The organism is Rhizobium sp. O111 (genome assembly GCF_055616315.1).
Map to the genome: position 1 here is coordinate 2,468,295 of NZ_JBSHXL010000001.1, position 23,532 is coordinate 2,491,826.

General features: G+C 62.4%; 30 protein-coding genes and 1 pseudogene. 18 read left to right on the forward strand and 13 right to left on the reverse strand.

All coding sequences use genetic code 11. The features are described from left to right. Window positions 1-4 precede the first annotated feature (4 nt). Window positions 5-1,850 (reverse strand): annotated as a pseudogene (locus tag ACVTFQ_RS12565) (ABC transporter ATP-binding protein). Window positions 1,851-1,906: 56 nt separating this feature from the next. On the opposite strand from ACVTFQ_RS12565, the gene ACVTFQ_RS12570 reads away from it, so the two are divergent. Together ACVTFQ_RS12570 and ACVTFQ_RS12575 are read left to right on the forward strand one after the other, a co-directional pair. Continuing rightward, window positions 1,907-2,161 carry a hypothetical protein gene (locus tag ACVTFQ_RS12570; RefSeq protein WP_146618532.1) on the forward strand — a complete coding sequence of 85 codons (255 nt, stop codon included), beginning with the start codon at window positions 1,907-1,909 and terminating at the stop codon, window positions 2,159-2,161. An 84-nt stretch (window positions 2,162-2,245) separates the two neighbouring features. Further along, window positions 2,246-2,470 carry a hypothetical protein gene (locus ACVTFQ_RS12575; protein WP_018897204.1) on the forward strand — a complete coding sequence of 75 codons (225 nt, stop codon included), beginning with the start codon at window positions 2,246-2,248 and terminating at the stop codon, window positions 2,468-2,470. Between the two features lie 205 nt (window positions 2,471-2,675). On the opposite strand, the gene olsC is transcribed toward ACVTFQ_RS12575, so the two are convergent. From olsC to ACVTFQ_RS12590, 3 genes are all read right to left on the reverse strand, one after another. Then, window positions 2,676-3,521, reverse strand: a complete 846-nt coding sequence (olsC, locus tag ACVTFQ_RS12580) for an ornithine lipid ester-linked acyl 2-hydroxylase OlsC (protein ID WP_111564169.1) — start codon at window positions 3,519-3,521, stop codon at window positions 2,676-2,678. A 171-nt stretch (window positions 3,522-3,692) separates the two neighbouring features. Beyond that, window positions 3,693-4,034 (reverse strand): SMR family transporter, encoded by a 342-nt coding sequence (locus ACVTFQ_RS12585; protein ID WP_047514405.1) that lies wholly within the window; start codon window positions 4,032-4,034, stop codon window positions 3,693-3,695. A 27-nt stretch (window positions 4,035-4,061) separates the two neighbouring features. Continuing rightward, on the reverse strand, window positions 4,062-4,622 hold the full coding sequence (locus ACVTFQ_RS12590; RefSeq protein ID WP_111564168.1) for a TetR/AcrR family transcriptional regulator: 561 nt from the start codon (window positions 4,620-4,622) through the stop codon (window positions 4,062-4,064). A 153-nt stretch (window positions 4,623-4,775) separates the two neighbouring features. On the opposite strand from ACVTFQ_RS12590, the gene ACVTFQ_RS12595 reads away from it, so the two are divergent. Beyond that, window positions 4,776-5,165 (forward strand): group II truncated hemoglobin, encoded by a 390-nt coding sequence (locus ACVTFQ_RS12595; RefSeq protein WP_111564188.1) that lies wholly within the window; start codon window positions 4,776-4,778, stop codon window positions 5,163-5,165. 10 nt (window positions 5,166-5,175) lie between these two features. Further along, on the forward strand, window positions 5,176-5,547 hold the full coding sequence (locus ACVTFQ_RS12600; RefSeq protein WP_047514414.1) for a DUF423 domain-containing protein: 372 nt from the start codon (window positions 5,176-5,178) through the stop codon (window positions 5,545-5,547). A gap of 11 nt (window positions 5,548-5,558) precedes the next feature. On the opposite strand, the gene ACVTFQ_RS12605 is transcribed toward ACVTFQ_RS12600, so the two are convergent. The 6 genes from ACVTFQ_RS12605 to ACVTFQ_RS12630 all read right to left on the reverse strand — a co-directional run bounded on the left by ACVTFQ_RS12605 (window position 5,559) and on the right by ACVTFQ_RS12630 (window position 8,897). Further along, a complete protein-coding gene (locus ACVTFQ_RS12605; RefSeq protein WP_181459310.1) occupies window positions 5,559-5,927 on the reverse strand; it encodes a bleomycin resistance protein in 369 nt (122 codons plus the stop codon). Window positions 5,928-5,933: 6 nt separating this feature from the next. Further along, on the reverse strand, window positions 5,934-6,248 hold the full coding sequence (gene hmuQ / locus ACVTFQ_RS12610; RefSeq protein WP_111564166.1) for a heme-degrading protein HmuQ: 315 nt from the start codon (window positions 6,246-6,248) through the stop codon (window positions 5,934-5,936). 8 nt (window positions 6,249-6,256) lie between these two features. Beyond that, complete coding sequence (locus ACVTFQ_RS12615; protein ID WP_026282764.1) at window positions 6,257-6,526, reverse strand: hypothetical protein; 270 nt, start codon at window positions 6,524-6,526, stop codon at window positions 6,257-6,259. Then, window positions 6,523-6,930 (reverse strand): DUF2325 domain-containing protein, encoded by a 408-nt coding sequence (locus ACVTFQ_RS12620; RefSeq protein ID WP_112437346.1) that lies wholly within the window; start codon window positions 6,928-6,930, stop codon window positions 6,523-6,525. The genes ACVTFQ_RS12615 and ACVTFQ_RS12620 overlap by 4 nt, the downstream gene beginning before the upstream one ends. A gap of 147 nt (window positions 6,931-7,077) precedes the next feature. Beyond that, complete coding sequence (locus ACVTFQ_RS12625; protein ID WP_112989167.1) at window positions 7,078-8,382, reverse strand: energy transducer TonB family protein; 1,305 nt, start codon at window positions 8,380-8,382, stop codon at window positions 7,078-7,080. Between the two features lie 56 nt (window positions 8,383-8,438). Then, window positions 8,439-8,897, reverse strand: a complete 459-nt coding sequence (locus tag ACVTFQ_RS12630) for a hypothetical protein (RefSeq protein ID WP_047514431.1) — start codon at window positions 8,895-8,897, stop codon at window positions 8,439-8,441. Window positions 8,898-9,039: 142 nt separating this feature from the next. Here ACVTFQ_RS12630 and hemP point away from each other — a divergent pair, with 142 nt between their 5' ends. The 7 genes from hemP (at window position 9,040) to ACVTFQ_RS12665 (ending at window position 14,019) form a co-directional block, all read left to right on the forward strand. Then, window positions 9,040-9,222 (forward strand): hemin uptake protein HemP, encoded by a 183-nt coding sequence (gene hemP, locus ACVTFQ_RS12635; RefSeq protein WP_112437348.1) that lies wholly within the window; start codon window positions 9,040-9,042, stop codon window positions 9,220-9,222. A gap of 10 nt (window positions 9,223-9,232) precedes the next feature. Next, complete coding sequence (locus ACVTFQ_RS12640) at window positions 9,233-10,282, forward strand: hemin-degrading factor (protein WP_111564163.1); 1,050 nt, start codon at window positions 9,233-9,235, stop codon at window positions 10,280-10,282. A 10-nt stretch (window positions 10,283-10,292) separates the two neighbouring features. Further along, on the forward strand, window positions 10,293-11,201 hold the full coding sequence (locus tag ACVTFQ_RS12645; protein WP_409527934.1) for a heme/hemin ABC transporter substrate-binding protein: 909 nt from the start codon (window positions 10,293-10,295) through the stop codon (window positions 11,199-11,201). Window positions 11,202-11,221: 20 nt separating this feature from the next. Beyond that, window positions 11,222-12,316 carry a FecCD family ABC transporter permease gene (locus ACVTFQ_RS12650; RefSeq protein WP_409527935.1) on the forward strand — a complete coding sequence of 365 codons (1,095 nt, stop codon included), beginning with the start codon at window positions 11,222-11,224 and terminating at the stop codon, window positions 12,314-12,316. A 9-nt stretch (window positions 12,317-12,325) separates the two neighbouring features. Next, on the forward strand, window positions 12,326-13,117 hold the full coding sequence (locus tag ACVTFQ_RS12655; RefSeq protein WP_111564160.1) for a heme ABC transporter ATP-binding protein: 792 nt from the start codon (window positions 12,326-12,328) through the stop codon (window positions 13,115-13,117). A gap of 143 nt (window positions 13,118-13,260) precedes the next feature. Next, window positions 13,261-13,608: an ElaB/YgaM/YqjD family protein gene (locus tag ACVTFQ_RS12660; protein WP_111564159.1), complete on the forward strand. Its 348-nt coding sequence runs from the start codon at window positions 13,261-13,263 to the stop codon at window positions 13,606-13,608. Window positions 13,609-13,617: 9 nt separating this feature from the next. Beyond that, window positions 13,618-14,019, forward strand: a complete 402-nt coding sequence (locus tag ACVTFQ_RS12665; protein WP_047514448.1) for a hypothetical protein — start codon at window positions 13,618-13,620, stop codon at window positions 14,017-14,019. 84 nt (window positions 14,020-14,103) lie between these two features. Here the strand turns inward: ACVTFQ_RS12665 and ACVTFQ_RS12670 are convergent, their stop codons facing one another. Beyond that, a complete protein-coding gene (locus ACVTFQ_RS12670) occupies window positions 14,104-14,658 on the reverse strand; it encodes an RNA polymerase sigma factor (protein WP_018897185.1) in 555 nt (184 codons plus the stop codon). A gap of 10 nt (window positions 14,659-14,668) precedes the next feature. Further along, window positions 14,669-14,872, reverse strand: coding sequence for a NepR family anti-sigma factor (locus ACVTFQ_RS12675; RefSeq protein WP_018897184.1), 204 nt, complete (start codon window positions 14,870-14,872; stop codon window positions 14,669-14,671). Window positions 14,873-15,145: 273 nt separating this feature from the next. Here ACVTFQ_RS12675 and ACVTFQ_RS12680 point away from each other — a divergent pair, with 273 nt between their 5' ends. From ACVTFQ_RS12680 to ACVTFQ_RS12700, 5 genes are all read left to right on the forward strand, one after another. Beyond that, window positions 15,146-15,940 carry a response regulator gene (locus ACVTFQ_RS12680; protein ID WP_047514451.1) on the forward strand — a complete coding sequence of 265 codons (795 nt, stop codon included), beginning with the start codon at window positions 15,146-15,148 and terminating at the stop codon, window positions 15,938-15,940. A gap of 168 nt (window positions 15,941-16,108) precedes the next feature. Next, window positions 16,109-17,140, forward strand: a complete 1,032-nt coding sequence (locus ACVTFQ_RS12685) for a PAS domain-containing sensor histidine kinase (protein ID WP_111564158.1) — start codon at window positions 16,109-16,111, stop codon at window positions 17,138-17,140. A 443-nt stretch (window positions 17,141-17,583) separates the two neighbouring features. Then, on the forward strand, window positions 17,584-18,945 hold the full coding sequence (locus tag ACVTFQ_RS12690) for an NAD(P)-dependent oxidoreductase (protein WP_112949867.1): 1,362 nt from the start codon (window positions 17,584-17,586) through the stop codon (window positions 18,943-18,945). Between the two features lie 15 nt (window positions 18,946-18,960). Further along, window positions 18,961-20,274 carry an NAD-dependent dihydropyrimidine dehydrogenase subunit PreA gene (gene preA / locus ACVTFQ_RS12695; protein WP_111564156.1) on the forward strand — a complete coding sequence of 438 codons (1,314 nt, stop codon included), beginning with the start codon at window positions 18,961-18,963 and terminating at the stop codon, window positions 20,272-20,274. Window positions 20,275-20,444: 170 nt separating this feature from the next. Beyond that, window positions 20,445-20,768 (forward strand): sunset domain-containing protein, encoded by a 324-nt coding sequence (locus tag ACVTFQ_RS12700; RefSeq protein WP_111564155.1) that lies wholly within the window; start codon window positions 20,445-20,447, stop codon window positions 20,766-20,768. Window positions 20,769-20,786: 18 nt separating this feature from the next. Here the strand turns inward: ACVTFQ_RS12700 and ftrA are convergent, their stop codons facing one another. Continuing rightward, on the reverse strand, window positions 20,787-21,809 hold the full coding sequence (gene ftrA / locus ACVTFQ_RS12705; protein WP_112949866.1) for a transcriptional regulator FtrA: 1,023 nt from the start codon (window positions 21,807-21,809) through the stop codon (window positions 20,787-20,789). 77 nt (window positions 21,810-21,886) lie between these two features. Here ftrA and ACVTFQ_RS12710 point away from each other — a divergent pair, with 77 nt between their 5' ends. Together ACVTFQ_RS12710 and ACVTFQ_RS12715 are read left to right on the forward strand one after the other, a co-directional pair. Next, window positions 21,887-22,336: a rhodanese-like domain-containing protein gene (locus ACVTFQ_RS12710; protein ID WP_111564187.1), complete on the forward strand. Its 450-nt coding sequence runs from the start codon at window positions 21,887-21,889 to the stop codon at window positions 22,334-22,336. An 82-nt stretch (window positions 22,337-22,418) separates the two neighbouring features. Further along, window positions 22,419-23,477 carry a glycosyltransferase family 4 protein gene (locus ACVTFQ_RS12715; RefSeq protein ID WP_111564153.1) on the forward strand — a complete coding sequence of 353 codons (1,059 nt, stop codon included), beginning with the start codon at window positions 22,419-22,421 and terminating at the stop codon, window positions 23,475-23,477. Window positions 23,478-23,532: the final 55 nt, after the last annotated feature.

Genomic DNA, 23,532 nt, shown 5'->3' on the forward strand with positions numbered 1-23,532 from the left:
GCAATCACATGCTGGCCTGCACGCTGTGCAAGCCAGCATAAATTCCGTCGCGCGCCATCAGATCCTCATGCCTGCCCTCCTCGACGATCCCGTCAGCGGTTAGCACGAGGATGCGATCGGCGTGGCGGACCGTCGACAGGCGATGCGCGATGCGCGATGACGACGGTGGTGCGCCCTTTGGCCAGCCCGAGCAGCGCCTGCTGCACCGCCCGTTCGCTCTCATTGTCGAGCGCGCTGGTGGCTTCGTCGAAGATCAGGATCGCGGGGTTCTTCAAAAACGCCCGCGCGATCGTCAACCGCTGCCGCTGCCCGCCCGAAAGCCGCACCCCACGCTGACCGATATCGGTGTCGTAACCATCGGCAAGCGCCATAATGAACTCATGCGCATTGGCCGCCCGCGCTGCGGCCTCCACCTCGGCGTCTGTGGCATCCGGCCGCCCATAGCGAAGATTGTCGGCGACCGAGCCCGCGAAGAGATAAACGTCCTGCTGCACCACGCCGACATGTCCACGCAGCGACGACAGCGTCACATCACGGATATCGGCGCCATCAATCAGGATCGACCCGGCCTGCACGTCGTAGAAACGGGGAATGAGCGCGCACAAGGTGCTCTTTCCCACCCCTGACGGACCGACCAGCGCCACGAACTCGCCGGGCGCGATGGTGAAGGACAGGTTCTCGAACACGCCAGTCGTGTCGGCATCATAACCGAAGCTGACATCCTCGAACCTGATTTCACCCTTCGGCGTCGGCAGCGCATGGGCGCCCGGGCGATCGACGATATCGGGCTCGACATCGAGGATCTCCATCGCCCTCACGAAGCCGGTATAGCCCTCCTGCCAGAGCCGCACGAAATTGGCGAGCCGCTGCACGGGATCGACGAGCACGGCGACGCAGAGCAGGAAGGTCAGCAGATCGGCCACCGTCATCGCCGACGACACGATCCTGATGCCGCCGATGACGATGACGAGGATGGTGATGAACTGTGCGAAGCTCTCCGTTCCCACGGAAAACCACGCCTCGCTGCGATAGCCATCGGCACGGCTCGCGAGAAAGCGCTCGTTCTGAACGGCGAAGCGATCCCTCTCCAGTCTCTCATTGGCGAAGGACTGCACGACGCGGATACCAGCGAGGCTGTCTTCCAGCCGCTCGTTGACGCCGGCGATCTGCTGCTTGCTGCGTTCGAGCGCGCGGTTCATGCGGCGGTTGAAATGCAGCGCGTAGGCCACCGCGAGCGGTGTCAGCAACAGGATCAACCCTGCCAGGAGAGGATCGATATAGAAGAGCACCAGCATGGCGCCACCATATTTGAGGATGGCGATCGAGACATCCTCGGGACCATGGTGGAACAGCTCGCCGAGCCAGAGGGAATCGCTGGTGATGCGGCTCATCAGCTGTCCGGTGCGCTGGCGATCGTAGAAGCTGAAGGAGAGCTTCTGGCAATGATCGAACAGCTCCTGCCGGACGGCGGCCTCGATGCGCGCGCCCATCACATGGCCGCGATAGTCGACGAAGAACACCGCGATCATCTGAACCGCCAGAAGCGCCAGCATGACGGCACCGACCTTGAGGATCAGCACGGTGGCCTCCCCCGCATCCGAAATCACGAGAAGGTGGTTGGTGACGATATTGGCGCAGATCGGCAACGCCACGGCGGTCGCCGCGACGAGAATGGCGCAGACGACATCGGCGCAGAGCAACGGCAGATGCGGACGGTAGTAGCTGAGAAACTTGGCGACCCGTGACCGGCGCCGTGCATGTTGATCGGCGGTGGTATTAGGCTCGGAAGTGGTCGGGAGTGGTTTACGGCGCGGCGCGTCTTTTCGCGCGCGGGCGAATTGAATAGACATGAAGCGGAGTGTCCTTGTGAGTGATCGTTCCTTTCGTTCTGGACAGGATCGCTTTCATGACAGTCTCCCTGGACGAGTTTGCGTTCAGCTTCGCGCCATCCTTAACAGATCGATCGCCTGCCCGCAAAGGCCGCTCCGGGCAGAAATTCCGAAAAACACGCTTAACGTGCGTTAACGGCGCGGGCCGCGCGTCGGCCGGCCGTTGGCGGCGCATTCAAGATTCCGATCTGGATCGAGACATTTCAGCCTCTGTTGCCAGCCGTTTTCGGCCCGTCGTTTCGTTCCGCGACAACGCGTCTGTCGCAGCCTGAAACACCCGCAAGCCTTAACCTTACTGGCTAACCAATCCATTAGCATCCTGTTGAAAACGAAGGCGGTTATGGCAATCTTCAGCCATGACAAACATCCGCTCTCCAAGATTCAACGCCGATGATATGGGACGGTCGCGGGAATGCGAAAGCGTCTGCAAAGGGGCGATAACCGAAGTTGTCCGTCGCGCAATCGCGGCGGGATGGCGTGAAGCAGAAATCGCGCTTCACCTGGCAGACGCAGCAGAAGATTATGTCATCTACCTGGCAACCAAGCCGGACCGTCGCCTGAAGGCGGCAAACAACAACTAGTTGCGAATGGGGGCGGCTGACGTCGCCGGAGCAAGGCCTGCTTACGAGGGGAAGCGACCTGCCAGCTCCGAAACATACGCATCGAGACTGCCTGCGGCGCTATCGCCGCACGATGATTTGAGAGCGGCGTCCCACCCGCCGAACAACAGCATGGCCTCTGAAACGAGGCCATGCTGTTTGTCTTTCCGGGCTCAGCCTTGCTGGCTTAGCCTTGCGGCCGGTTTCTGAAGGCCTCGGCTTCCGCGTAGAACTTCTTTTCCCACTCCTTGTGGTTATCCAGTCCTTCGCGGATGAACGGTGTAAAGACGGCGAGGTTCATCAGCGCCCAGTTGACGAAGCGGGCCGGAAACTTCAGCGGCTTGTCGAAGTCGACGAACAGCACCACGCGGGTCTTGTCGGTGTGGTTCCAGGCCTCGTGCTCGTAGGCGTCGTCGAAGATCAGCGCCTTGCCTTCCTGCCAGTGGCAGATCTGGTCCTTGACGCGGATGGCGAGCTTGTCGGCCGGCTCCGGCACGATCATGCCGACATGCAGGCGCAGCACGCCGTTATAGGGACCACGATGCGCCGGCAGATGCTTGCCAGGTTCGAAGATCGAAAACATCGCCGTCTTGAGGCCAGGAATCTTCTGCACGGCGCGCCACGTTTCCGGGCACTGAGCGATGTTTTGTTCCGACTTCACACCGAAGCCGAGAAGGAAGAAGGTCTTCCAACCGGAATCGGTGGAGATCGTCTTCACGTCGGTCGAGATGTCCTGGAAGGTCGGCAGCTCGCTCTGGCGCACCAGCACGCGCTCCAGCTCGGCGCGGATCTTAGGGTAAGCCGCCTCGACCTCTTTCGCCCAGGGGAAAGTGGCGTTGTCATAGACCGGCGGATTGCCAAGCTTGGCATATTTGAAGTTCAGCTTTTCCGCCCAGGCAACGATGCCCATGAAGAACCGTGTCACGGGGCTTGGGCGTCCCATCGGGGCGATGCCCGAGGTGCCGAAGGTCTGTCCCTCGGGTTTGGAATCGGCGGATTTGGGGGAGGAAAGGTCAGCAGTGCTGTCAGTCATGGGTGTTCCAATGCGCGATGCGTAAACTGTCATCTGTCACTCAGGATATGGACATCGCAGCCGATTGCGCAAGTCAGGCCTCCGTGAGGTGAGGTCAAATGTCGCGACCCCGGGGGCCATCTCCCCTGGTGACTGGGGGCTTCCCTCGCATACGACCGGTTTCCACTAAAATCAATGGGAGACGGATTTGGAGAACAGGTTGACCACCAGCACGCCCGCGATGATCAGCCCCAAGCCGATGACAGCGGGCGTATCCAGCCGCTGCTTGAAATAGATGAGGCCGACGCTGGAAATCAACACGATGCCGAGCCCGCTCCAGATCGCATAGGCGATGCCCACAGGGATGACCTTCAGCGTCTGCGACAGGCAGTAGAAGGAGGCGGCGTAGCAGGCGACCATCAGCGCGGTCGGCCAGAAGCGGCTGAACTGTTGCGACAGCTGCAGCGCCGTCGTGCCGATGACTTCGAGCGCGATCGCCGTAAACAGGAGCGCATAGACCGCAACCGGTGCCATGATGGTTTATCCTCTATTCCAGGGAAATTAGCGGGCTGTCAGCTCGACAAGGCGTGCCAGAAGCGCCTGGCGCTGCGTGTCGTCGGAGGCGCCGCCGATCATGTCGGCGAGCCAGAGGCCATCGGCGGCGAAACGCACGATCTGCGCATCGATAGACGAGTCCGTGCCGACATATTCCTCGATCCGCCCGTCGATCCACTCCCCCCAGCGCTGCCGCAGCCGCGGCTCGGCCAGAAGCGCGATCGTCACCTGCGCCCAGTGGCCGGCGTCGTCAGGACTGTCGCGCAGGCCGGCAACGGCATTGAGATAGGCGCGCGTGAAGCGGCCATGCGGCACCGGATCCTCGCGCATGCGCTCGTCGAGATCGGCATCGAAGCGCGCCAGGAGATCCTCGAACAGCGCGTTAAGCAACGCATTCTTGGTCGGGAAATGGTGGAGAAGGCCACCCTTGCTCACGCCTGAGGCACCCGACACGGCATCGAGCGTCACGGCACTCATCCCCTGCTCGTTCGTCAGGCGCGCGGCGACATCCAGCAGCTGCTGGCGGACGATGGCGGGTTGCTTGCGGCGATGATGAGCGTTTGACATGCTGCATAAAGATACCGTCTGGACGGTTTTGTCAAGATACCGTGAAATTCGACCATTGGGTCTGGCGCGAAATGTCGCGCTTGGTGGTGCGGGTTCCGGTTGCGATCGACGCTGTGGCGGTGCATGAAGGAGCAAGCTGTGAGGAGCCGCGCCGTGAGCGAAAACACCATTACACTTTATGAGGCCATCGGCGGCGACGCGACGATCCGGGCGCTGTCGCATCGTTTCTACGAGCTGATGGACACGCTGCCGGAGGCGAGCCACGTTCGCGCGGTTCACCCGCCGACGCTCGAGGGCAGCGAAGCCAAATTCTACGAGTACCTGACCGGCTATCTCGGCGGCCCGCCCGTCTATGTCGAGAAATACGGCCATCCGCGCCTCAGAAGCCGCCACTTCATCGCCGAGATCGGCCCCGTCGAGCGCGACGAGTGGCTTTTATGCTTCCGCCAGGCGCTGGAAGAGACCGTTCCGAACCCGAAGCTGCGCGAGATCATCCTTCCACCGATCGAGCGGCTGGCCGATCACATGCAGAACAAGCAATAGGCCTCCTATAATGACGCTCAATCAGCGCTTCTCGCCGCTTTTCCTGGTGTTCTCGGGCCTCTTCGGCTTTGCCGGCGTGGCGCTGGCCGCAGCCGCCGCCCATCTCGACGGCGACGGACACTTCCTCGCCTCGGCCTCCGCGATGTGCCTCGCCCACGCCCCTGCCCTGTTGGCACTGGCATTGGCGGGCGAAAAGCTGAAGACAGCCTGGCTCGCCGGGCTCCTTATGGGCCTCGGCACGCTGCTCTTCTCCGGCGATCTGGTGACGCTTCGCTTTGCAGGCTCAAGCCTGTTTCCGATGGCCGCGCCCACGGGCGGCTTCGCCATGATGTTCGGCTGGCTGGCAATCGCCGCCGGCGCCATCTTCCGCAACCGCGCCTAAGACCAAGCGGCTTATGACTGCTGCGGGATCCGGCCGAAGCGCAGCAGGTTGCCGTGCGGATCGTGGATGTAGAACTCTTCCATGTTCCACGGCCGCACCGTCATGTCGCTGAGCTTCTCGACGCCGCGCGCCTTGTATTCCGCGTGAAGCGCGCCGATGCCGCCACCGCGCAGATAGACGGATGTGCGCTCGCAGAGCGACCGATCGTCCGTCAGCCAGAAATGCAGCTCCATCTCGTCACGACGCAGGATGAGATAATCCTTGTCCTGATAGACGATCATCTCGAAGCCGAGCCCGCCGCGATAAAAGGACAGCGTCTCGCCGATATCGAGCGACGGCAAAACCGGCAGAACCTCGATACGATCTGGATTGTCAGCCATCATCGCTTAGATCCCGTCCACGACTTGAAAGCCCTCGAACACGGGCGGTCCCTTGTACATCGCCTTGCGGTCGCCGGCATTGCGATGGGCAGCGCGAAACTGCTCGGACTTCGTCCAGCTGAGGAAATCCTCTTCGCTGCGCCAGATCGTGTGCGAGGAAAACAGCGTATAGCCCTCCTCCGCATTCTCCCGACCGCGCAGCAGCCTGAATTCCACGAAGCCGGGCACTTCCGAAAGGCTGGAATCGCGGTTGCGCCAGACGCTTTCGAATTCCGCCTCCGACCCGATCGATACCTTGAAGCGGTTCATTGCGATAAACATGGGAACACTCACGCCTTGCGTTTCCTCTCGGCCTCGGGAGCCTCGAAGGCTATCACATTGCGGCCCTCAAGCGCATCGCGCCCGAGCGGCTTTTCCGGCAATTCGCCCGGCATGCGCGCTTCCCAGATCGGGAACTGCTCGACATTGGGATAGTACCTGCGCCGCTCTTCGCGTTCCATCATCAGCTCATAGAGTTCGGGAACCATGCCATCGCCATTGTGGGCGGCCAGCTTGTGCAGGCCGATCAACGTATACCCTTCCGGGTGTCTATCGCTCATCGGGTGGCGTTTCGCTCGTTCATGGTCGTCAGCGCCCGCTCGAGGCTCGACTTGCTGCCGTTGCGAAGCGGAATGAAGGTCTTGCCGAACTTCTTGCAGCCGGTCTTTACCCTGAGGCACGCATCATGGCTGATACAGTCGATCGGGCAGAAGACGCAGTCGACGGAAGGAAGCACCGTATCGATGCGCGACACAGCCTCGCGCAGCCCGCCATCGTGGTGAATCAGCTCGGCGCCGAAGTTGCTGGCGATCTGGCGCAGATGCGCCACCTGGCAGTCGCGCCCGCCGACATAAAGGAAGCTGCGGCCATCGAGCTTGGAACGTCCGGAGGTATCCTCAACCGTGCTTGTATCCGCACTCACGCGGATTTCCCGGTTAGAACCCTTCTTCGCCTTACGCGCCATTGACCACCCGTTCGTTCATTGATCGGCACACGATTGCTGCGTGTGTGGGTGGACCTTAGTAAACTTGATTTTTATAGTAAAGTATAAAGTTGATTATTATGATCATATTTTCTCAAGGGCCCGATTTCATCATCGGGCCGCTTGCTGTCAGCGGCCCGTCGTGACCTGCACTTCCTGGGTGAAGGTCCAGATCGGCTTGCCCCATTCGGCCGGCAGCGGCGGGAATGGTGCTGCGCGGCGAACGCCATCGACCACGGCGGCGTCGAGTTCGGGAATGCCCGAGCTGCGCGCAACAGACAGGCTGCTCACGCCGCCAGAGCCGTTGATGCTCAAGCGGATGCGAACGCTCATCGCGGCATTCATCCGCCGGTATTCGGAAGGCACGCGGACGGACCGCCTGATTTTCGATTGCACCTTGCCCGGATAGTTGGCGACAGCGGCACTGCCGGAGCCGCCGCGATTTCCGGCGCTACGCGAATCCTGGTCGGAGGCCTGGTCAACGCCATCGGAAGCGCCGCGTCGGCTATCCTGCTTGTTCTCGCCCTGAGAGCCTGAACGTGTGACAACCTTCTTCGGCGGCTGCTTCTTCTCTACAGGCTTCGGCTTTTCCACCGGCTTCTGCGCAACCGGCTTCGGGTCCGGCGTCGGCACGGTCTCCGGCTCAGGCGGAATTTCCGCTGTCTCGGTCGGCTTAACCGGTGCCACATCCTCAGGCGTCGCAGGCGGCGTCTCGGTTACCTCCGGCTGAACCTCCGTCGGCACCTCGGTTGCCATCGGCTGAACGACCGAGGTCTCGGCCGGCACCTGCGATGTCAGCACCTCAGGCTCGACCGCCGTCATGTTCTCAGGCGAGACCCGCGTGACTTCCTGCGTTGGCGCAACAGGCTGCGGATCGACTGGCTGGGCGTCGGGCTGAACCTCTGTCGGCTGCTGCGCGGTTTCGGGCTGCACCTGTTCCGCCACGATCTCTTCCGGCTGCGGCTCGGCCGTCTCCTCACCCGACGATGCCTGATCGAGATCCGAATCGCCGAGCATGATCACGCTCACCGTCTCGCCCGCCTCTTCCTCCGGCTGCTCCGGAGTGACGACGACGCCGACGATAAGGGCGATGGCGAGCGCGCTATGGAAAATGAAGGAACCGATGCAGGCGGCCGTCACGCCGAGCTTGCCGCGATGCGGCCGGGTGGCCGCCGGCATCTCGACGCTCGCATCCATCAGCGGCGCCGCCGCGTGGCCGCTGCTCGCGCTGCGCGGATCCTGCGGGAAGGACGAGATTTGCGCCTGGCGCGTATAGTGCAGAACAGCCTCGGCGGCCGGCTGGCGCGCCACGTTGCGAAGATCCGACAACTCGTGGCCGGGATGCATGCCCGGATTGTTGTCGTTCACACCGCCATCGGCGACCGCCTCGTCGAAGAGAACCTGTCTCGCCTTTGATCTCGCTGAAACCACCATTTTGGACGCCTTGTACCGCTGCAACGGAAGAGGCCGGGGCTACCCCCGGCCGTCACTCAACCTTCGAAAGGAATGGAAACCTGGGAGCGGGTCACCAGACCCTTCATGCACTCACCCTTGTCGGGGCCTTCGCACGCCGGCGTGTCATTGATCAGCAGCCGCGTCACCGCCTCGCATTTCACGTTCGGCATATCGAACTGCCGCACCCGCTTCTTGCCCTGCGGCAGATCGCGGAAATCGAGAACGGTGATCTTGTCGACGGCGTTCTTGTCGTTGAAGAAGGCAAGCTCGAAGGACACTTTGGTAATCGCTTGCGGCAGCGTGTTCAGCGCCACGAAGGTCATCATGCAACCCTTCTGCGAAGGCGCCAGCGCGTTGAGCTCCACATCGAGCGCCGCCTTCGGCGCGGCCGCCGCGGCGGGCTCCTGCGCATAGGCCTGGATCGCGCCCGAAAGGACCAGGGAGCCGGCCGCCAAAAGCGTTGCAAATCGGGTGACCGGCCTCGTGACTACCATTGCGTCTCTCCACTGAAATTCTGAAACTTGACTTACAAAGTCCGCTATTGCGTCTTTAGAAAATGATGACTATGAAAGTCAAGATAATTGTAGGTCGCAAGGGCATTTTTGGCCCACCTAAAGAAGCAAAAAAGCCAACGAAATGATGGTCGATAAGCCGGACACACTGAAGCAAACGCTGTTGGCGCGCGACGCCGTGGCCGAGGTCCGAATCCTGGAGAGCAGCGAGATCTTTCGCGGCGCCAACGAGATCGTCATTCGCCACGACGGCGCCTTGTACCGGATGAAAATCACCCGCCAGGGCAAGCTAATTCTGAATAAGTAGGGGTAGACATATGACTGAGAACACCAAGCCGTCGCCGGCCGAGATCCGCGCCTTCCGCGCCGAAAACCCGAAGATGCGCGAGCGCGATATCGCCGCCCAGCTCAAGGTTTCCGAAGCAGCGCTCGTGGCCGCAGAAGTCGGCATTTCCGCCATCCGCATCGACGGAAGCGCGATCAAGCTCCTGGAGCGCGTCGCCGAACTCGGCGAAGTCATGGCGCTCTCGCGCAACGAAAGCGCCGTCCATGAAAAGATCGGCGTCTACGAAAACATCAAGACCGGTGGCCAGGGCGCCATCGTGCTTGGTGAAAACATCGACCTGCGCATCTTCCCGAGCCGCTGGGTCCACGCCTTCGCGGTCACCAAGAAGGATGGCGACCAGGAGCGCTTGAGCCTGCAGTATTTCGACAAGGCCGGCACCGCCGTCCACAAGGTTCACCTGCGCCCGGCCTCCAACGTCGAGGCCTATCACTCTATCGTGAACGACCTGAAGCTCGAGGACCAGTCGCAGGACTTCGTCGCCGACGATAGCAGGACGGTGGCCGACGAGAGCGGCAGCGTCACCAAGGATGAGCTCCGCGACCACTGGAGCAAGATGACCGACACGCACGAGTTCTTCGGCATGCTGCGCAAGCTGAAGATCGGCCGCCAGGCCGCCGTGCGCACCGTTGGCGACGACTTCGCCTGGCAGCTCGACAACACCGCAACCGCAGAGATGATGCACGCCTCGGTGAAGTCCGGCCTGCCGATCATGTGCTTCGTCGGCAATGACGGCATCGTCCAGATCCACTCCGGCCCGATCTTCAACATCCAGCCGATGGGTCCGTGGATCAACATCCTCGATGAGACCTTCCACCTGCACCTGCGTCAGGACCACATCGCCGAGACCTGGGCCGTGCGCAAGCCGACCAAGGATGGTCACGTCACCTCCGTCGAGGTCTACGGCGCCAATGGCGAAATGATCATCCAGTTCTTCGGCAAGCGCCACGAAGGCTCCGCGGAGCGCGCCGACTGGCGCGACATCGTCGAAAGCCTGCCCAAGGCGACCAGCGTAGCGGCGTAAGCCGAAGGAGATGACGATGCCGAACCACAATCGCGGTTCATCCAAGACGACATCCATGCTGCGGGGCCTCATGGCCCTGCCGCTGGCAGCCTCGCTTCTCGCCTTCTCGCCGGCTGCCCATGCCGAAGACAAGATCGACAGCACCCGCCTGATCTCGATCGGCGGCGACCTCACCGAGATCATCTATGCGCTCGGCGAAGAAAAGCACCTGATCGCCCGCGACACGACCAGCCTGTTTCCCGAACAGGCCCTGAAGCTGCCCGATGTCGGCTACATGCGCGCGCTGTCGCCCGAAAACATCCTCGCCATGAACCCGACGGCGATCGTTGCCGTCGAAGGTTCCGGCCCGCCGGAAGCGCTGACGGTGCTGCGCAGCGCCAGCGTGCCCTTCGAGACGGTGCCGAACGCCTATACGCGCGACGGCATCCTCGCCAAGATCGACAGGGTCGGCGCACTCCTCGGTGTCGAGCCAAAGGCCGCCGAACTGCACAAGCAGGTCGCGACCGATCTCGATGCCGCGATTGCCGACGCTGCCAAGCATCCGGAAAGCGAACGCAAGCGCGTTCTCTTCATCCTCAGCATGCAGGGCGGCAAGATCATGGCTTCGGGCACCGGAACGGCGGCCGATGGCATCATCAAGCTCGCCGGCCTGGTCAACGCCGTCGGCACCTTCCCGGGCTACAAGCCGCTGACCGATGAGGCGATCATCGAAGCCAAGCCCGACGTCATCCTGATGATGAACCGTGGCGACGGCGCAGGCACCAAGAACGAGGACCTGATGAGCCAGCCGGCGCTGGCGCTGACGCCTGCCGTGCAGAACAAGGCGATCATCCGCATGGACGGCCTGCACCTGCTAGGCTTCGGACCGCGCACCGCAAGCGCCGTTCGCGAACTCACCAAGGCGATCTACGGGGGCTGACCATGGCGGTAGTGAACGACATGGACGGACGTCGCATCGTGTTTTCGGCCTCGGGGATGCGTGAGCGTCACCGGGCCGGTGACCGCTCGCTGCTGGCACTGGCGGTCATCGCGCTGCTGGTTGTCGGCTCCGTCCTGTCGTTGCTGTTCTCCGTCACGACGGGCGCCTCGGATGCGTCCTTCCTCGACGTGATCGCCAATGTCGCCGGATCGGATGATGCGCTCAGCATGCGCGACCGCATCATCATCTTCGACATCCGCATGCCGCGCGCCATCCTCGGCTTCCTCGTCGGCGGTTCGCTGGCGGTGTCGGGCGCCGTCATGCAAGGCCTGTTTCGCAACCCGCTGGCCGATCCCGGCCTCGTCGGCGTCTCCTCCGGCGCCGGCCTCGGGGCGGTTGTCATGATCGTGCTCGGCGGCGGCTTCGTCGCGCCGCTCTACGTCCTGCTCGGCATCTACGCGCTTCCATTCGCAGCCTTCGCCGGCGGCCTCGCCACCACGCTGCTCCTCTACCGCATCGCCACCAGCAACGGCCAGACCTCCGTCGCGACCATGCTGCTTGCCGGCATCGCGCTCGGCTCGCTTGCCGGCGCCATGACCGGCCTGCTCGTCTACATGGCCAACGACCAGCAGCTGCGTGACCTCACCTTCTGGGGCATGGGCTCGCTCGCCGGCTCGACCTGGACCAAGATCGCCGCCGCCGGCCCGATCATCATCCTGTCCTTCATCGTCGTCCCCTTCCTCGCCAAGGGCCTCAACGCCATCACGCTCGGCGAAGCCGCGGCCTTCCACATGGGCGTTCCCGTGCAGCGGCTGAAGAACATCGCCATCGTCACCGTCGCGGCTGCGACAGGCGCCTCTGTCGCCGTCAGCGGCGGTATCGGCTTTGTCGGCATCGTCGTGCCACATGTACTGAGAATGGCGATCGGCCCCGATCACCGCTATCTCCTGCCGGCCTCGGCCCTGCTCGGCGGTTCGCTGCTGATCTTCGCCGACGTGATCGCCCGCACCATCGTCGCGCCCGCCGAACTGCCGATCGGCATCATCACCGCGGCCGTCGGCGGCCCGTTCTTCCTCTGGATCCTGCTGCGCCAGCGTTCCCGCCTTGCCCTTTGAGTATCTGCCATGATCGAAGTCTCCGGCGTCTCCGTCCGCCTGTCGGGCAAAACCATCGTTGAAGACGTCGGCTTCACCGCCGCCTCGGGCAAGCTGACGGCGATCGCCGGGCCGAACGGCTCCGGCAAGACGACGACGATGAAAGCAGTATCCGGCGAACTGCCCTATAACGGCTCGATCTGCATCAACGGCGAGGACGTGCGCGGGCTGCAGCCATATCAGCTGGCGGCCGTGCGCGGCGTGCTGCCCCAGGCAAGCAACATCTCCTTCCCCTTCACCGTCCGCGAAATCGTCCGCATGGGCCTGACCTCGGGGCTGAACCGCAATCCCGAGCGCGCCGAGCAGACGGCAGCCAAGGCGCTGTCTTCGGTCGATCTCGACGGCTACGAAGGGCGCTTCTACCAGCACCTCTCCGGCGGCGAACAGCAGCGCGTGCAGCTTGCCCGCGTGCTCTGCCAGATCTCCGAGCCCGTCGTCGACGGCAAGCCGCGCTGGCTGCTTCTCGATGAGCCGGTCTCGAGCCTCGATATCAGCCACCAGCTGACGATCATGCGGCTTGCCCGCGCCTTCTGCGATGCCGGCGGCGGCGTCATCGCCGTGATGCACGATCTCAACCTGACGGCGCTCTTCGCCGACCAGATCATTCTCATGCAGCAGGGCGGTCTCGCGGCCGGCGGCACGGTGCATGAGGTGCTGACCGACGAGACCATGCACTCGGTGTTCGGCTGCCCGCTGCGTATCAACAAGGTGCCCGACGACGGCACCCCATTCGTGCTTGCCCACAGCGCCGTCGGCGGCTGATCACGCGCGGAACCTTTTGGCCACAACCCGCGTTAAGCCATTGATTTGGGTCATTGCCGGGCATCTGTGTTCATGCAAGCTTGCGTTCTGATCCTGTGTTTAACCAGGCGGTGCGAAACCGCGCCGTAACAATGGAGAAAACCATGGCATCTTTCCTTCAGTCCGGCCGTCACCGTCGCAATGGCAGCGCCGCTCTCCACAATATCGAGGCAACGGTCGAGGACCAGATCGCGTCCCTTCAGGATGAAATCGCGTCGCTGACGAAGATGATCAGCAAGAACTCGCGCAAGCAGAGCGAAAAACTCAGCGCCCAGGCAGCTTCCGGCTACGAAGATCTGGTTGCCCGCAGCGAGGACTTGCTGCGCGACCTGCAGGATGGTTATCTGCGCGGCGCTTCCGAAGTGCGTGACACCGTTCGCAGGCACCCGGTCGCCACCATCGGCGCTGCTGCCGCATTCGGACTGGTCGTTGCCCTCCTGGCACGACGCTAAGGAGGCTAGATGCTGTTCCCGATCCTCAGCCTCCTGGTAGGCACGAGTGTTCACCGCACCGTTGCGCGCACTAAGCGCAACGGTATTTTCATTGCCATCGCCGCTATTTTCGTGCTGACCGCCTATGCGCTTGCCGTCACAGCCGGCGCGATCTGGCTTGCCGGCATTTACGGCGCCGTCGGAGCAGCACTCTTTCTGGCGGCATGTGCGCTTCTGATCGCCATCATCGTGATGATCGTCATGATGGTGATGAACGCTCAGGAAGCTCGGCGCGCCAGGGAACGCAAGCAGGCGTTCGAAACGGCCGCCGCGGCCAGTCTCGGCATCATCCGCTCGCAGCCGCTTCTGACCGCCGGCGTTATTGCCGCCATGGTCGCCGCCAATCTCTTCACATCGAAGGATCGCGACTAAGGGTATTGGCAGCTTCGCTGAACGCATAAAAAAACCGGCGCCCGCAAGGGTCAGCCGGTTTTTCCTTGTCCGTTCAATGCAATCTCAGAACGCGAATGCCTTGGAGGTCAGCGGTGACGAGGTCGCATCCGGTCCGAAATCGGCTTCGCCGGTGATCTGAAGCATTTCCTGCAGCCGCTGGCGGGCGCGGTTGACGCGGCTCTTGATCGTTCCGACCGCGCAGCCGCAGATTTCGGCCGCTTCCTCATAGGAAAAGCCGGATGCGCCGACCAGAATGATCGCTTCGCGCTGGTCGCTCGGCAGTTGCTCGAGCGCCTTCTTGAAGTCTTGCAGATCAAGCGCGCCATATTGCGACGGGTGCGTTGCCATGGATTCCGTGAACAGGCCGTCGCTGTCCTGGATCTCGCGACCCGCCTTGCGCATCTGGCTGTAAAGCTCGTTGCGCAGGATGGTGAAGAGCCAGGCCTTCATATTGGTGCCCATCTCGAAGTGGTCCTGCTTGGCCCATGCCTTCATGATGGTGTCCTGCACGAGGTCATCGGCGCGGTCATGACGACCGATCAGCGAGATGGCGAATGCGCGCAGGCTTGGGAGAGCCGAAAGGAGCTCGCGTTTGAAGCTTGGTTGCTGCTTGTCCATAGATCAACCTTCACTTCGCTGCTTTGGCCGAGGCCATTTCGGCCTGGTCGAGCTTTTCGAGGAGATCGAGGAAACGATCGGGAATCGCTTCTTCCTGAACGGCAGCGTAAAGCGACCTCAAACGCACCCCGATCTGGCTGTTGGGATCCATGATGTCGCTTGCACGTAACTCAGCGCGTTGGCCGTCTATGTCTTCGTTGTTCCGGCTTGTCATTAACTTTTCACTTCTTGTCCGTTGTCTCTAAGCCTCGCGTACCGCTGCGGGAAAACCTTCATTCCGGTCCCCCGCCGCCTCGGTCGAATTCTCGCCGGACAACCCTCTCGGAATGCATGTCGTGTCGCAGGTCAGTTTACGATGAGCCCCTTCTCGTGGGCAGTAGAATGCGCGGTGGTAAAAAAAGTTCCTGATCATCTGGAACTTTTTTCCGGTAGTGTGCGTTCTCGATGCACTGGAGCTGTTTTTCGGCCCTGCTTATGGGAGCTTTCTATGACACTTTCTACTCGAATTGCGCCGCACCTTCCTTATCTGCGCCGCTATTCACGGGCGTTGACCGGCACACAGACATCAGGCGACGCGTATGTTGCCGCAGTGCTTGAGGCAATCATTGCCGACATATCCATTTTCCCTGACACATCGAACGACCGCGTCGCACTCTACAAACTATTCACGACGCTGTTTGGTTCCTCGACGGTGCAGATTCCAGAGCCCTCCTCCCCCTACGCCTGGGAGCAGCGCGCCACCATCAACCTCGGCAAGGTCTCGCCGCGCGCCCGCCAGGCCTTCATCCTGGCCTCGGTCGAAAACTTCCGCGTCGGCGAAATCGCCGAGATCCTCGACAGCGAGGAGAGCGAAGTGGCGACCCTGCTCGACAGCGCATCGCGCGAAATCTCCCGCCAGGTCGCGACCGATATCATGATCATCGAGGACGAACCGCTGATCGCCATGGATATCGAGCAGATGGTCGAAAGCCTCGGCCACCGCGTCACCGGCATCGCCCGCACCCACACGGAAGCCGTGGCACTCTACAACAAGACCAAGCCGAGCATGGTTCTCGCCGACATCCAGCTTGCCGACGGCAGCTCGGGTATCGACGCGGTCAACGACATCCTGAAGACCTCGAGCGTTCCGGTGATCTTCATCACCGCCTTCCCCGAGCGCCTTCTGACCGGTGAGCGTCCCGAGCCGACCTTCCTCGTCACCAAGCCATTCAATCCTGACATGGTCAAAGCTCTGATCAGCCAGGCGCTTTTCTTCAACGAAAGCACGAAGGCAGCCGCCTGAAGCTATATTTCAGCCATTGCGGAACAATGCGAAAGGGGGAGCGTTCCAGTCCATCTGTAGCGCTCCCCGGATATTAAGATTTTATCTAGCGCTTGCCTCTAAAAAGAAGCGGTGGGCGGACTTCAGGGTCTGCTGGCGGCATAAACGGATTGAAGGAAAGGCGGCTGGGTGAAGAGGACTGGACCATTGGCCGGCACGCCCTTCGCATTGGAAGGCAAAGAGCTCTTGATGGAGCGGGCGCTCGCAAGCGCCGGCATCGCCGTTGTCTATCAGGACCCCGATCTCGGCATCGTCTACGCCGAGAACCTCCCCGCGCATCTTGAACACGCTGTTCCCCCCGGCGGCAGCGATGCCGACATGTTCGGCGAGGTCCACGCGCGCAATCTCGAAACACTGAAGCGCAAGGTGCTGGAAACCGGCACGCCCGCCAGTACCGAGGCCGACATCGCCATCGACGGCGAGATGCGTACCTACGAAATCAAGGTGCAGCGCGTCACGCTCGGACACGAGGTCGGCCTGCTGTCGATCATTACCGAAATCACTGAGACCAGACACCGCGAGAAGGTGCTAAAATCGCTTCTGCGCGAGCTCTCGCACCGCTCGAAAAACCTGCTTGCCATCATCCAGGGCATCGCCACGCAGACAGCCCGCAACACGCTGTCTCTCGACAGCTTCCTGGTAAAATTCCGCGGCCGGCTACAGTCGCTGTCGAACTCGCAGGATCTCATCACCGATAGCAGCTGGCGCGGCGCCTTTCTCTTCGAACTCACCCGCAAGCAGTTCGCCCCCTATTGGCCGGAGAGCGCCGGCCCCCTGCCCGTCACCGGGCTCAATGTTCACCTGACGCCAAACGCGGCGGTTCATGTCGGCCTTGCGTTGCACGAGTTGATCGTCAATTCGGCGACCTTCGGCGCCATTGCCGGCGGCGCACCCGCGATAGCGCTCGACTGTCAGGAAACCATGCACGGCGACCGCAAGGCGATCAGCTTCACCTGGACCGAAACGCTACCCAACGACGAAGTCCACGAATTCAGCGACAACAGCTTCGGCCGCATCGTGCTCGAGCGCGTCGTGCCCTCATCGGTCAACGGCAAGGCCGATCTGCGGCTGACACCGGGCCGCATCGAGTATCACCTGCTGATCCCCGACACGGAATTCGAGATCCTGAAGCGCGCGCCGCAACAAGTCGGCGGCGTCTGACCGTCACCACCTGACATTCCATCGATTTTTACTGAATACCGCACACAAGAAAACAGCCAGTGCGAGGGCGGCGCACCGGCTGTTTTCACTCACCGGGAGGGGACCGTGAGTGTGATCCGAAGGTGGTTTGGGGGCGCGCATTTTTGGGTCGATGCGATCACCATTCGGATATCGCCATAACGGGCTATGCGAGGAATGGTTCCCGCTCTTCACGAAAAATCTCTGATTTTTTCAATTATTCTTCCGCTGTGAAGATCGGCGCGGCCGCAAGCGCCCGTCGAGCAACTTGACAGCAATCAACTCAAAATCGAAAAGCCGTTCTAAAACAGCAGGATACGTCTTCTTCAAGCCCGCCTCATGCTAAAATTTTACCGTTTGATAAATTTTTTATGCTGAGTTACGCTTCGTTCCACTGGCCGTTTACCTATAATGAGGGAACTTCAATGGAACGTCTGGACACTGGGATTCATGCTGGCCGGCTTTCGCCCGCCGAGTATGACAAGAATTTCGCCGATCTTCACCCGCGCCTCGACAAGCACGAGGCTCTGGTCGCCTCCGACCGCTGTTATTTCTGTTATGACGCGCCCTGTATGACGGCCTGTCCCACCGCCATCGATATCCCGCTCTTCATCCGACAGATATCGACTGGCAATCCCCTCGGCTCCGCCAAGACCATCTTCGACCAGAACATTCTGGGCGGCATGTGCGCCCGCGTCTGTCCCACCGAAGAGCTCTGCGAGCAGGCCTGTGTGCGCAACACGGCCGAGGAACGCCCCGTCGAGATCGGCCGCCTGCAGCGCTACGCCACCGATGCGGCGATGCAGGCCGGCAAGCAGTATTACACCCGCGCCGCCGCATCAGGTAAGAAGATTGCCGTCGTCGGCGCCGGCCCGGCCGGCCTTGCCGCCGCGCACCGTCTCGCGGTCAAGGGCCATGAGGTCGTGATCTACGACGCAAAGCCGAAATCCGGCGGCCTCAACGAATACGGCATCGCCACCTACAAGTCCGTCGACGGCTTCGCGCAGAAGGAAGTCGACTATGTGCTGTCGATCGGCGGCATCGAGGTCAGGCACGGGCAGTTGCTCGGCCGCGACTTCCAGCTGGCCGACCTGCAACAGCAATATGACGCCGTCTTCCTCGGCATCGGCCTATCGGGCGTCAACGCGCTCCGCGTCGAGGGCGAAAACCTCGCGGGCGTCGATGACGCGGTCGATTTCATCGCCGCGCTGCGTCAGACCGACAACAAGGCCGACATCGCCATCGGCCGCCGCGTCATCGTGCTCGGCGGCGGCATGACCGCAATCGACGCGGCCGTGCAGGCAAAGCTGCTCGGCGCCGAGGAAGTGACCATCTGCTACCGCCGCGGCAAGGAGCACATGAACGCCTCCGAATTCGAGCAGGATCTGGCGACCTCCAAGGGCGTCATCATCCGCCACTGGCTGGCGCCGAAGGCGATCCTTGCGCAGGACGGCAAGGTCGCGGCCCTGGAGGTCGAATACACCACGCTGTCGGAAGGACGCCTGGCGACCACGGGCGAAACCGGCGTCATCGCCGCCGACCAGATCTTCAAGGCGATCGGCCAGGCCCTCGTCTCGTCAAGCCTCGGAAGCCTGCGTCTGGAATCCGGCCGCATCGTCGTCGATGCCGAAGGCCGCACCTCGCTTGACGGCGTCTGGGCCGGCGGCGACTGCGTCTTCGGGGGCAACGACCTCACAGTCTCGGCCGTCGCCAATGGCCGCGACGCCGCCGAATCCATTCACCGCATGCTGGCCGCCGATGCGCCGCCGGCCGTTGCCGTCGCCTGAAGGGGAGAGTGAACCATGGCTGATCTCCGCAACAATTTCGTCGGCATCAAATCGCCGAACCCCTTCTGGCTCGCCTCGGCGCCGCCGACAGACAAGGCATACAACGTCGAGCGCGCCTTCAAGGCGGGCTGGGGCGGCGTGGTCTGGAAAACGTTGGGCGAGGAAGGCCCGCCCGTCGTCAACGTCAACGGCCCGCGCTACGGCGCGATCTGGGGCGCCGACCGCCGCCTGCTCGGCCTGAACAACATCGAGCTCATCACCGACCGCGACCTCTACACCAACCTGCGCGAAATGAAGCAGGTGAAGATGAACTGGCCGGACCGCGCGCTGATCGCCTCGATCATGGTGCCCTGCGAGGAAGAGAGCTGGAAGGCGATCCTGCCGCTGGTGGAAGAGACCGGGGCCGACGGTATCGAGCTCAACTTCGGCTGTCCGCACGGCATGTCCGAGCGCGGCATGGGGGCCGCCGTCGGCCAGGTGCCTGAATATATCGAGATGGTGGTGCGCTGGTGCAAGCAGTACACCCGCATGCCCGTCATCACCAAACTGACGCCCAACATCACCGATATCAGGAAGCCGGCCCGCGCCGCCAAAGCCGGCGGCACCGACGCGGTGTCGCTGATCAACACGATCAACTCGATCACCTCGGTCAATCTCGACACCTTCTCGCCGGAACCCTCGATCGACGGACGCGGCAGCCACGGCGGCTATTGCGGTCCAGCGGTCAAGCCGATCGCGCTCAACATGGTGGCCGAGATCGCCCGCGATCCGGAAACCCAGGGCCTGCCGATCTCAGGCATCGGCGGCGTCACCACCTGGCGCGACGTGGCCGAGTTCCTGGCGCTCGGCGCCGGCAACGTGCAGGTCTGCACGGCGGCGATGACCTACGGCTTCAAGATCGTCCAGGAGATGATCTCCGGCCTCTCCGACTGGATGGACGCCAAGGGCCACCGCAACCTCGACGACATTACCGGCCGCGCCGTGCCCAATGTCTCCGACTGGCAGTATCTGAACCTCAACTACATCGCCAAGGCCAAGATCGACCAGGACGCCTGCATCAAGTGCGGCCGCTGCCACATCGCCTGCGAGGACACATCGCACCAGGCGATCACGCAATTCGTCAACGGCGTCAGGCACTTCGAGGTGATGGAAGACGAATGCGTCGGCTGCAACCTCTGCGTCAACGTCTGTCCTGTCGAGAACTGCATCACCATGGAGCAGCTTCCCTCCGGCAGCCTTGATGAGCGCACCGGCAAGACCGTCGACCCCAACTACGCCAACTGGACGACGCACCCGAACAACCCGATGGCCCGGCAGGCCGCGGAGTAAGGCGAGCATCTGAACCCATACCGTGAGACCACACGCTCACGGTATGGGTCACCGCTTCATTCATGAGGCCGCGAGATCCTGGCGATGCCGATCACCGGTATTTTAGCAATAGTATACATAAGATACTAAAGCGCCCCTGCTACAACCTTAAGAGGTTTTCGGGGCAGATCATGAAGTTTCCAATTATCGTCGCATTATGCGCAACAACCTCATTTCTTGCCGCCGGTGGTTACACCGTGGTGCCTCAGGCGCTGAGCTTTACTCAGGGAACGACAGCCGCCAAGCCGATGATCATCGACAACGGCGTGATCGTTCAGCGGGGGACCTCTTGCAACATCAAGGGTAACATCAGCATCAACTCGGGCGAACGCATCTATCACGTTCCGGGCCAGCATTATTACGCAGCCACGAAGATCTCGCCGCAATATGGCGAGCGGTGGTTCTGCTCCGAAGCAGAAGCGCGCGCCGCAGGCTGGCGCAAGGCCAGCTATTGATCACGGCCGCCAGCGGCATCATACGCCCCGGCTCGCATCCGTAACGCCACCCGAAAACACCTTCCGATAAGCCCCCGGGCTGGTCCCCAATCGGCGGCGAAAATGATGCCGCATCGTTGCCGGCGTTCCGAAACCGCAGGCGGTGGCGATGTCGTCGAGCGATGCCTCGCCCTCCCGCTCCAACAGTTCGCGCGCATGTCGCAGCCGCTCGATGAGCAACCATTCGCCGACGCTCGAGCCCGTCGTGGCCTCGAAGCGGCGCTGGAAGGTGCGCTGGCTCATCCCCGCCTTGGTCGCAAGCAGGCTGATCGGCTGTTCCTCGTTCAGCCGCGCCCGCATCCACTCGATGAGCGGCCCGAGCCGCACGCCTTCGCGCGGCTGCGGCACGGGAGCGCGGATGAACTGCGCCTGCCCGCCCTCGCGATGCGGCGGCACGACGAGTCGCCGGGCGACCGAATTGGCCGCCTCCGCGCCGAAATCGCCGCGCACCACGTGCAGGCAGAGATCGATGCCGGCGGCACTGCCCGCCGCCGTCAGCATCCGCCCCTCGTCCATGTAGAGCACATCGGCATCAAGCCCGATCTCGGGATAGCGCTCGGCGACGGAGGCGACATAGCGCCAGTGCGTCGTCGCCCGTTTGCCTGCCAGCAATCCCGAGGCGGCCAGAACCGCTACGCCCGAGCATAGCGACATGATACGCGCCCCGCGCCCATGCGCCGCTTGCAAAGCCTTTATCAGCCCATCAGGCACCGGCGCATCGATCGCCCGCCAACCGGGGACGACGATCAGATCGGCATCCTCGAGATCTTCGAGACCACCATCGACGGTCACGCTCAGCCCACCGGCCGCGCGAAGCGGGCCGGGTTCGACGCCGCAGGCGCGAAAGCGATACCAGTTCGACCCCATCTCCGGCCTCGGCAGGCCGAAGACTTCGTAGGCGATGCCGAATTCGAACGTGCACAGGCCGTCATAGACGAGCACGGCGACTTTGGGTCCTGATAGTGCGGCAATATTTGGCATGATCTTTACGCCAGTCGTCATTATGGCCAGTTTCGCCAACACCTATCATCGCGCATCTTCGCCGGCAACAGCAACGATAGGAGACACCGATGACCGATATGATCGCCGAACAGCAGCCCGCAGCCCACCCCGCGGCACCAAGCTACGTCGCCGAAACCCCGGCCGCGGCACCCGAGGCGATCGCCGCCTATTACGCCCGCAAGCTCGCCTTCGAGACCGACTGCTGGGACGTTCACGCCTCGCTCGCGTCAGGACGCATCGACTTCGTCCTCCTCGACGTCCGCTCTCCCGCCATGTTCGCGCGGTCGCATGTACCAGGCGCCCAGAACCTGCCACACGGCAAGATGACCGCGCACCGTATGTCCGCATGGCCATCCGACACACTCTTCGTCGTCTATTGCGCCGGCCCGCATTGCAACGGCACCGACAAGGCGGCCCTTCGCCTCGCAAGGCTTGGATACCAGGTCAAGGTGATGATCGGCGGCATGACCGGTTGGGCCGACGAAGGCTTCGATTTCGAAACCGGATCGTCCAACGCCACAGCATAGCGGCGGGCATATGCGCCGAACGGGGAGATTGAGTTTTCCGCGCCGGCGCGCATAGTCATCGCAGGCTCAAGAGGTGGCCCGCATGACCCGTCATATCGTTGCCATCGGCCCGCTGCCGCCGCCGCTACACGGCTTTTCCTTCGCCACAGCGGCGATGGTGGAGCTGCTCTTGGAAGACCACACCGTCGTCACCAGCAACCTCTCGCCACCGGCAGGCGGTTCCCGCCTCTGGCGACATCCGGCAAAGGCAATCAAGGTCTTTGCCGCACTCGCGAGTCTCGCACGCGAGCGCGGACACCCAGACAAGGCCTGCTACCTCGCCTGCGACGGCGGCTTCGGCCAGCTCTACACCCTGCTGCTGGTGGCGTTCGCCCGGCTCTTCGCCTACCCGACCTACCTTCATCACCACAGCTTTCGCTATATCGACCGGCCGAGCATCACCATGCGCGCCATTCTGGCGCTCGCCGCACCCGATCTCACCCATGTCTTTCTCTGCGGCATGATGCGCGACCGCTTCACCGACACCTATGACCGGCGCCTGCACACCGCCATCATCTCCAACGCCGCCTTCGTGCCCTCGCAGAGCGAGGACGCGGCGATCCCCGCCCGTCCGCTGACGATCGGCATGCTCAGCAACCTCAGCCGCGCCAAGGGTCTGGAGACGTTTCTCGATCTGCTGCGACAGGCGATCCTGCAGGGATTGCCGATCCGCGCCGTCCTTGCCGGCCCCGCGACCGATAGCGCCGACCGCGCCATGATCGATGCGGCGCTCGGTGAATTCGCCGGCGCGCTGGATTATCGCGGCCGCGTGCTTGGCGACGACAAGGCAAAATTCTACCGCGATATCGACGTGTTCGTCTTCCCAACAACCTACGCCAATGAAGCCCAGCCCTTGGTCGTCTTCGAAGCCAAGGCAGCCGGAAACGACGTCATTGCCTTTGATCGCGGCTGCATCCGCAAACAGCTCGATGAGACCGATCTCCTCATCCCCGCCGACGCAGAGTTCACGGACATAGCCATCGCCTGGCTCTCGGAAATTCCCTCGGATGACAGGCGAGACCAGCGAAGACATGAAGTCCGGCAGGTCTACGAGATCAGGCAGAAAACCGCGCGCAAACAGGCGAAGTCCTTGATGCAGTGAAATTTCCTGCCCGGCGGGTGGAAATCCGGATGGCTTGACGCATATTTTCAATCCT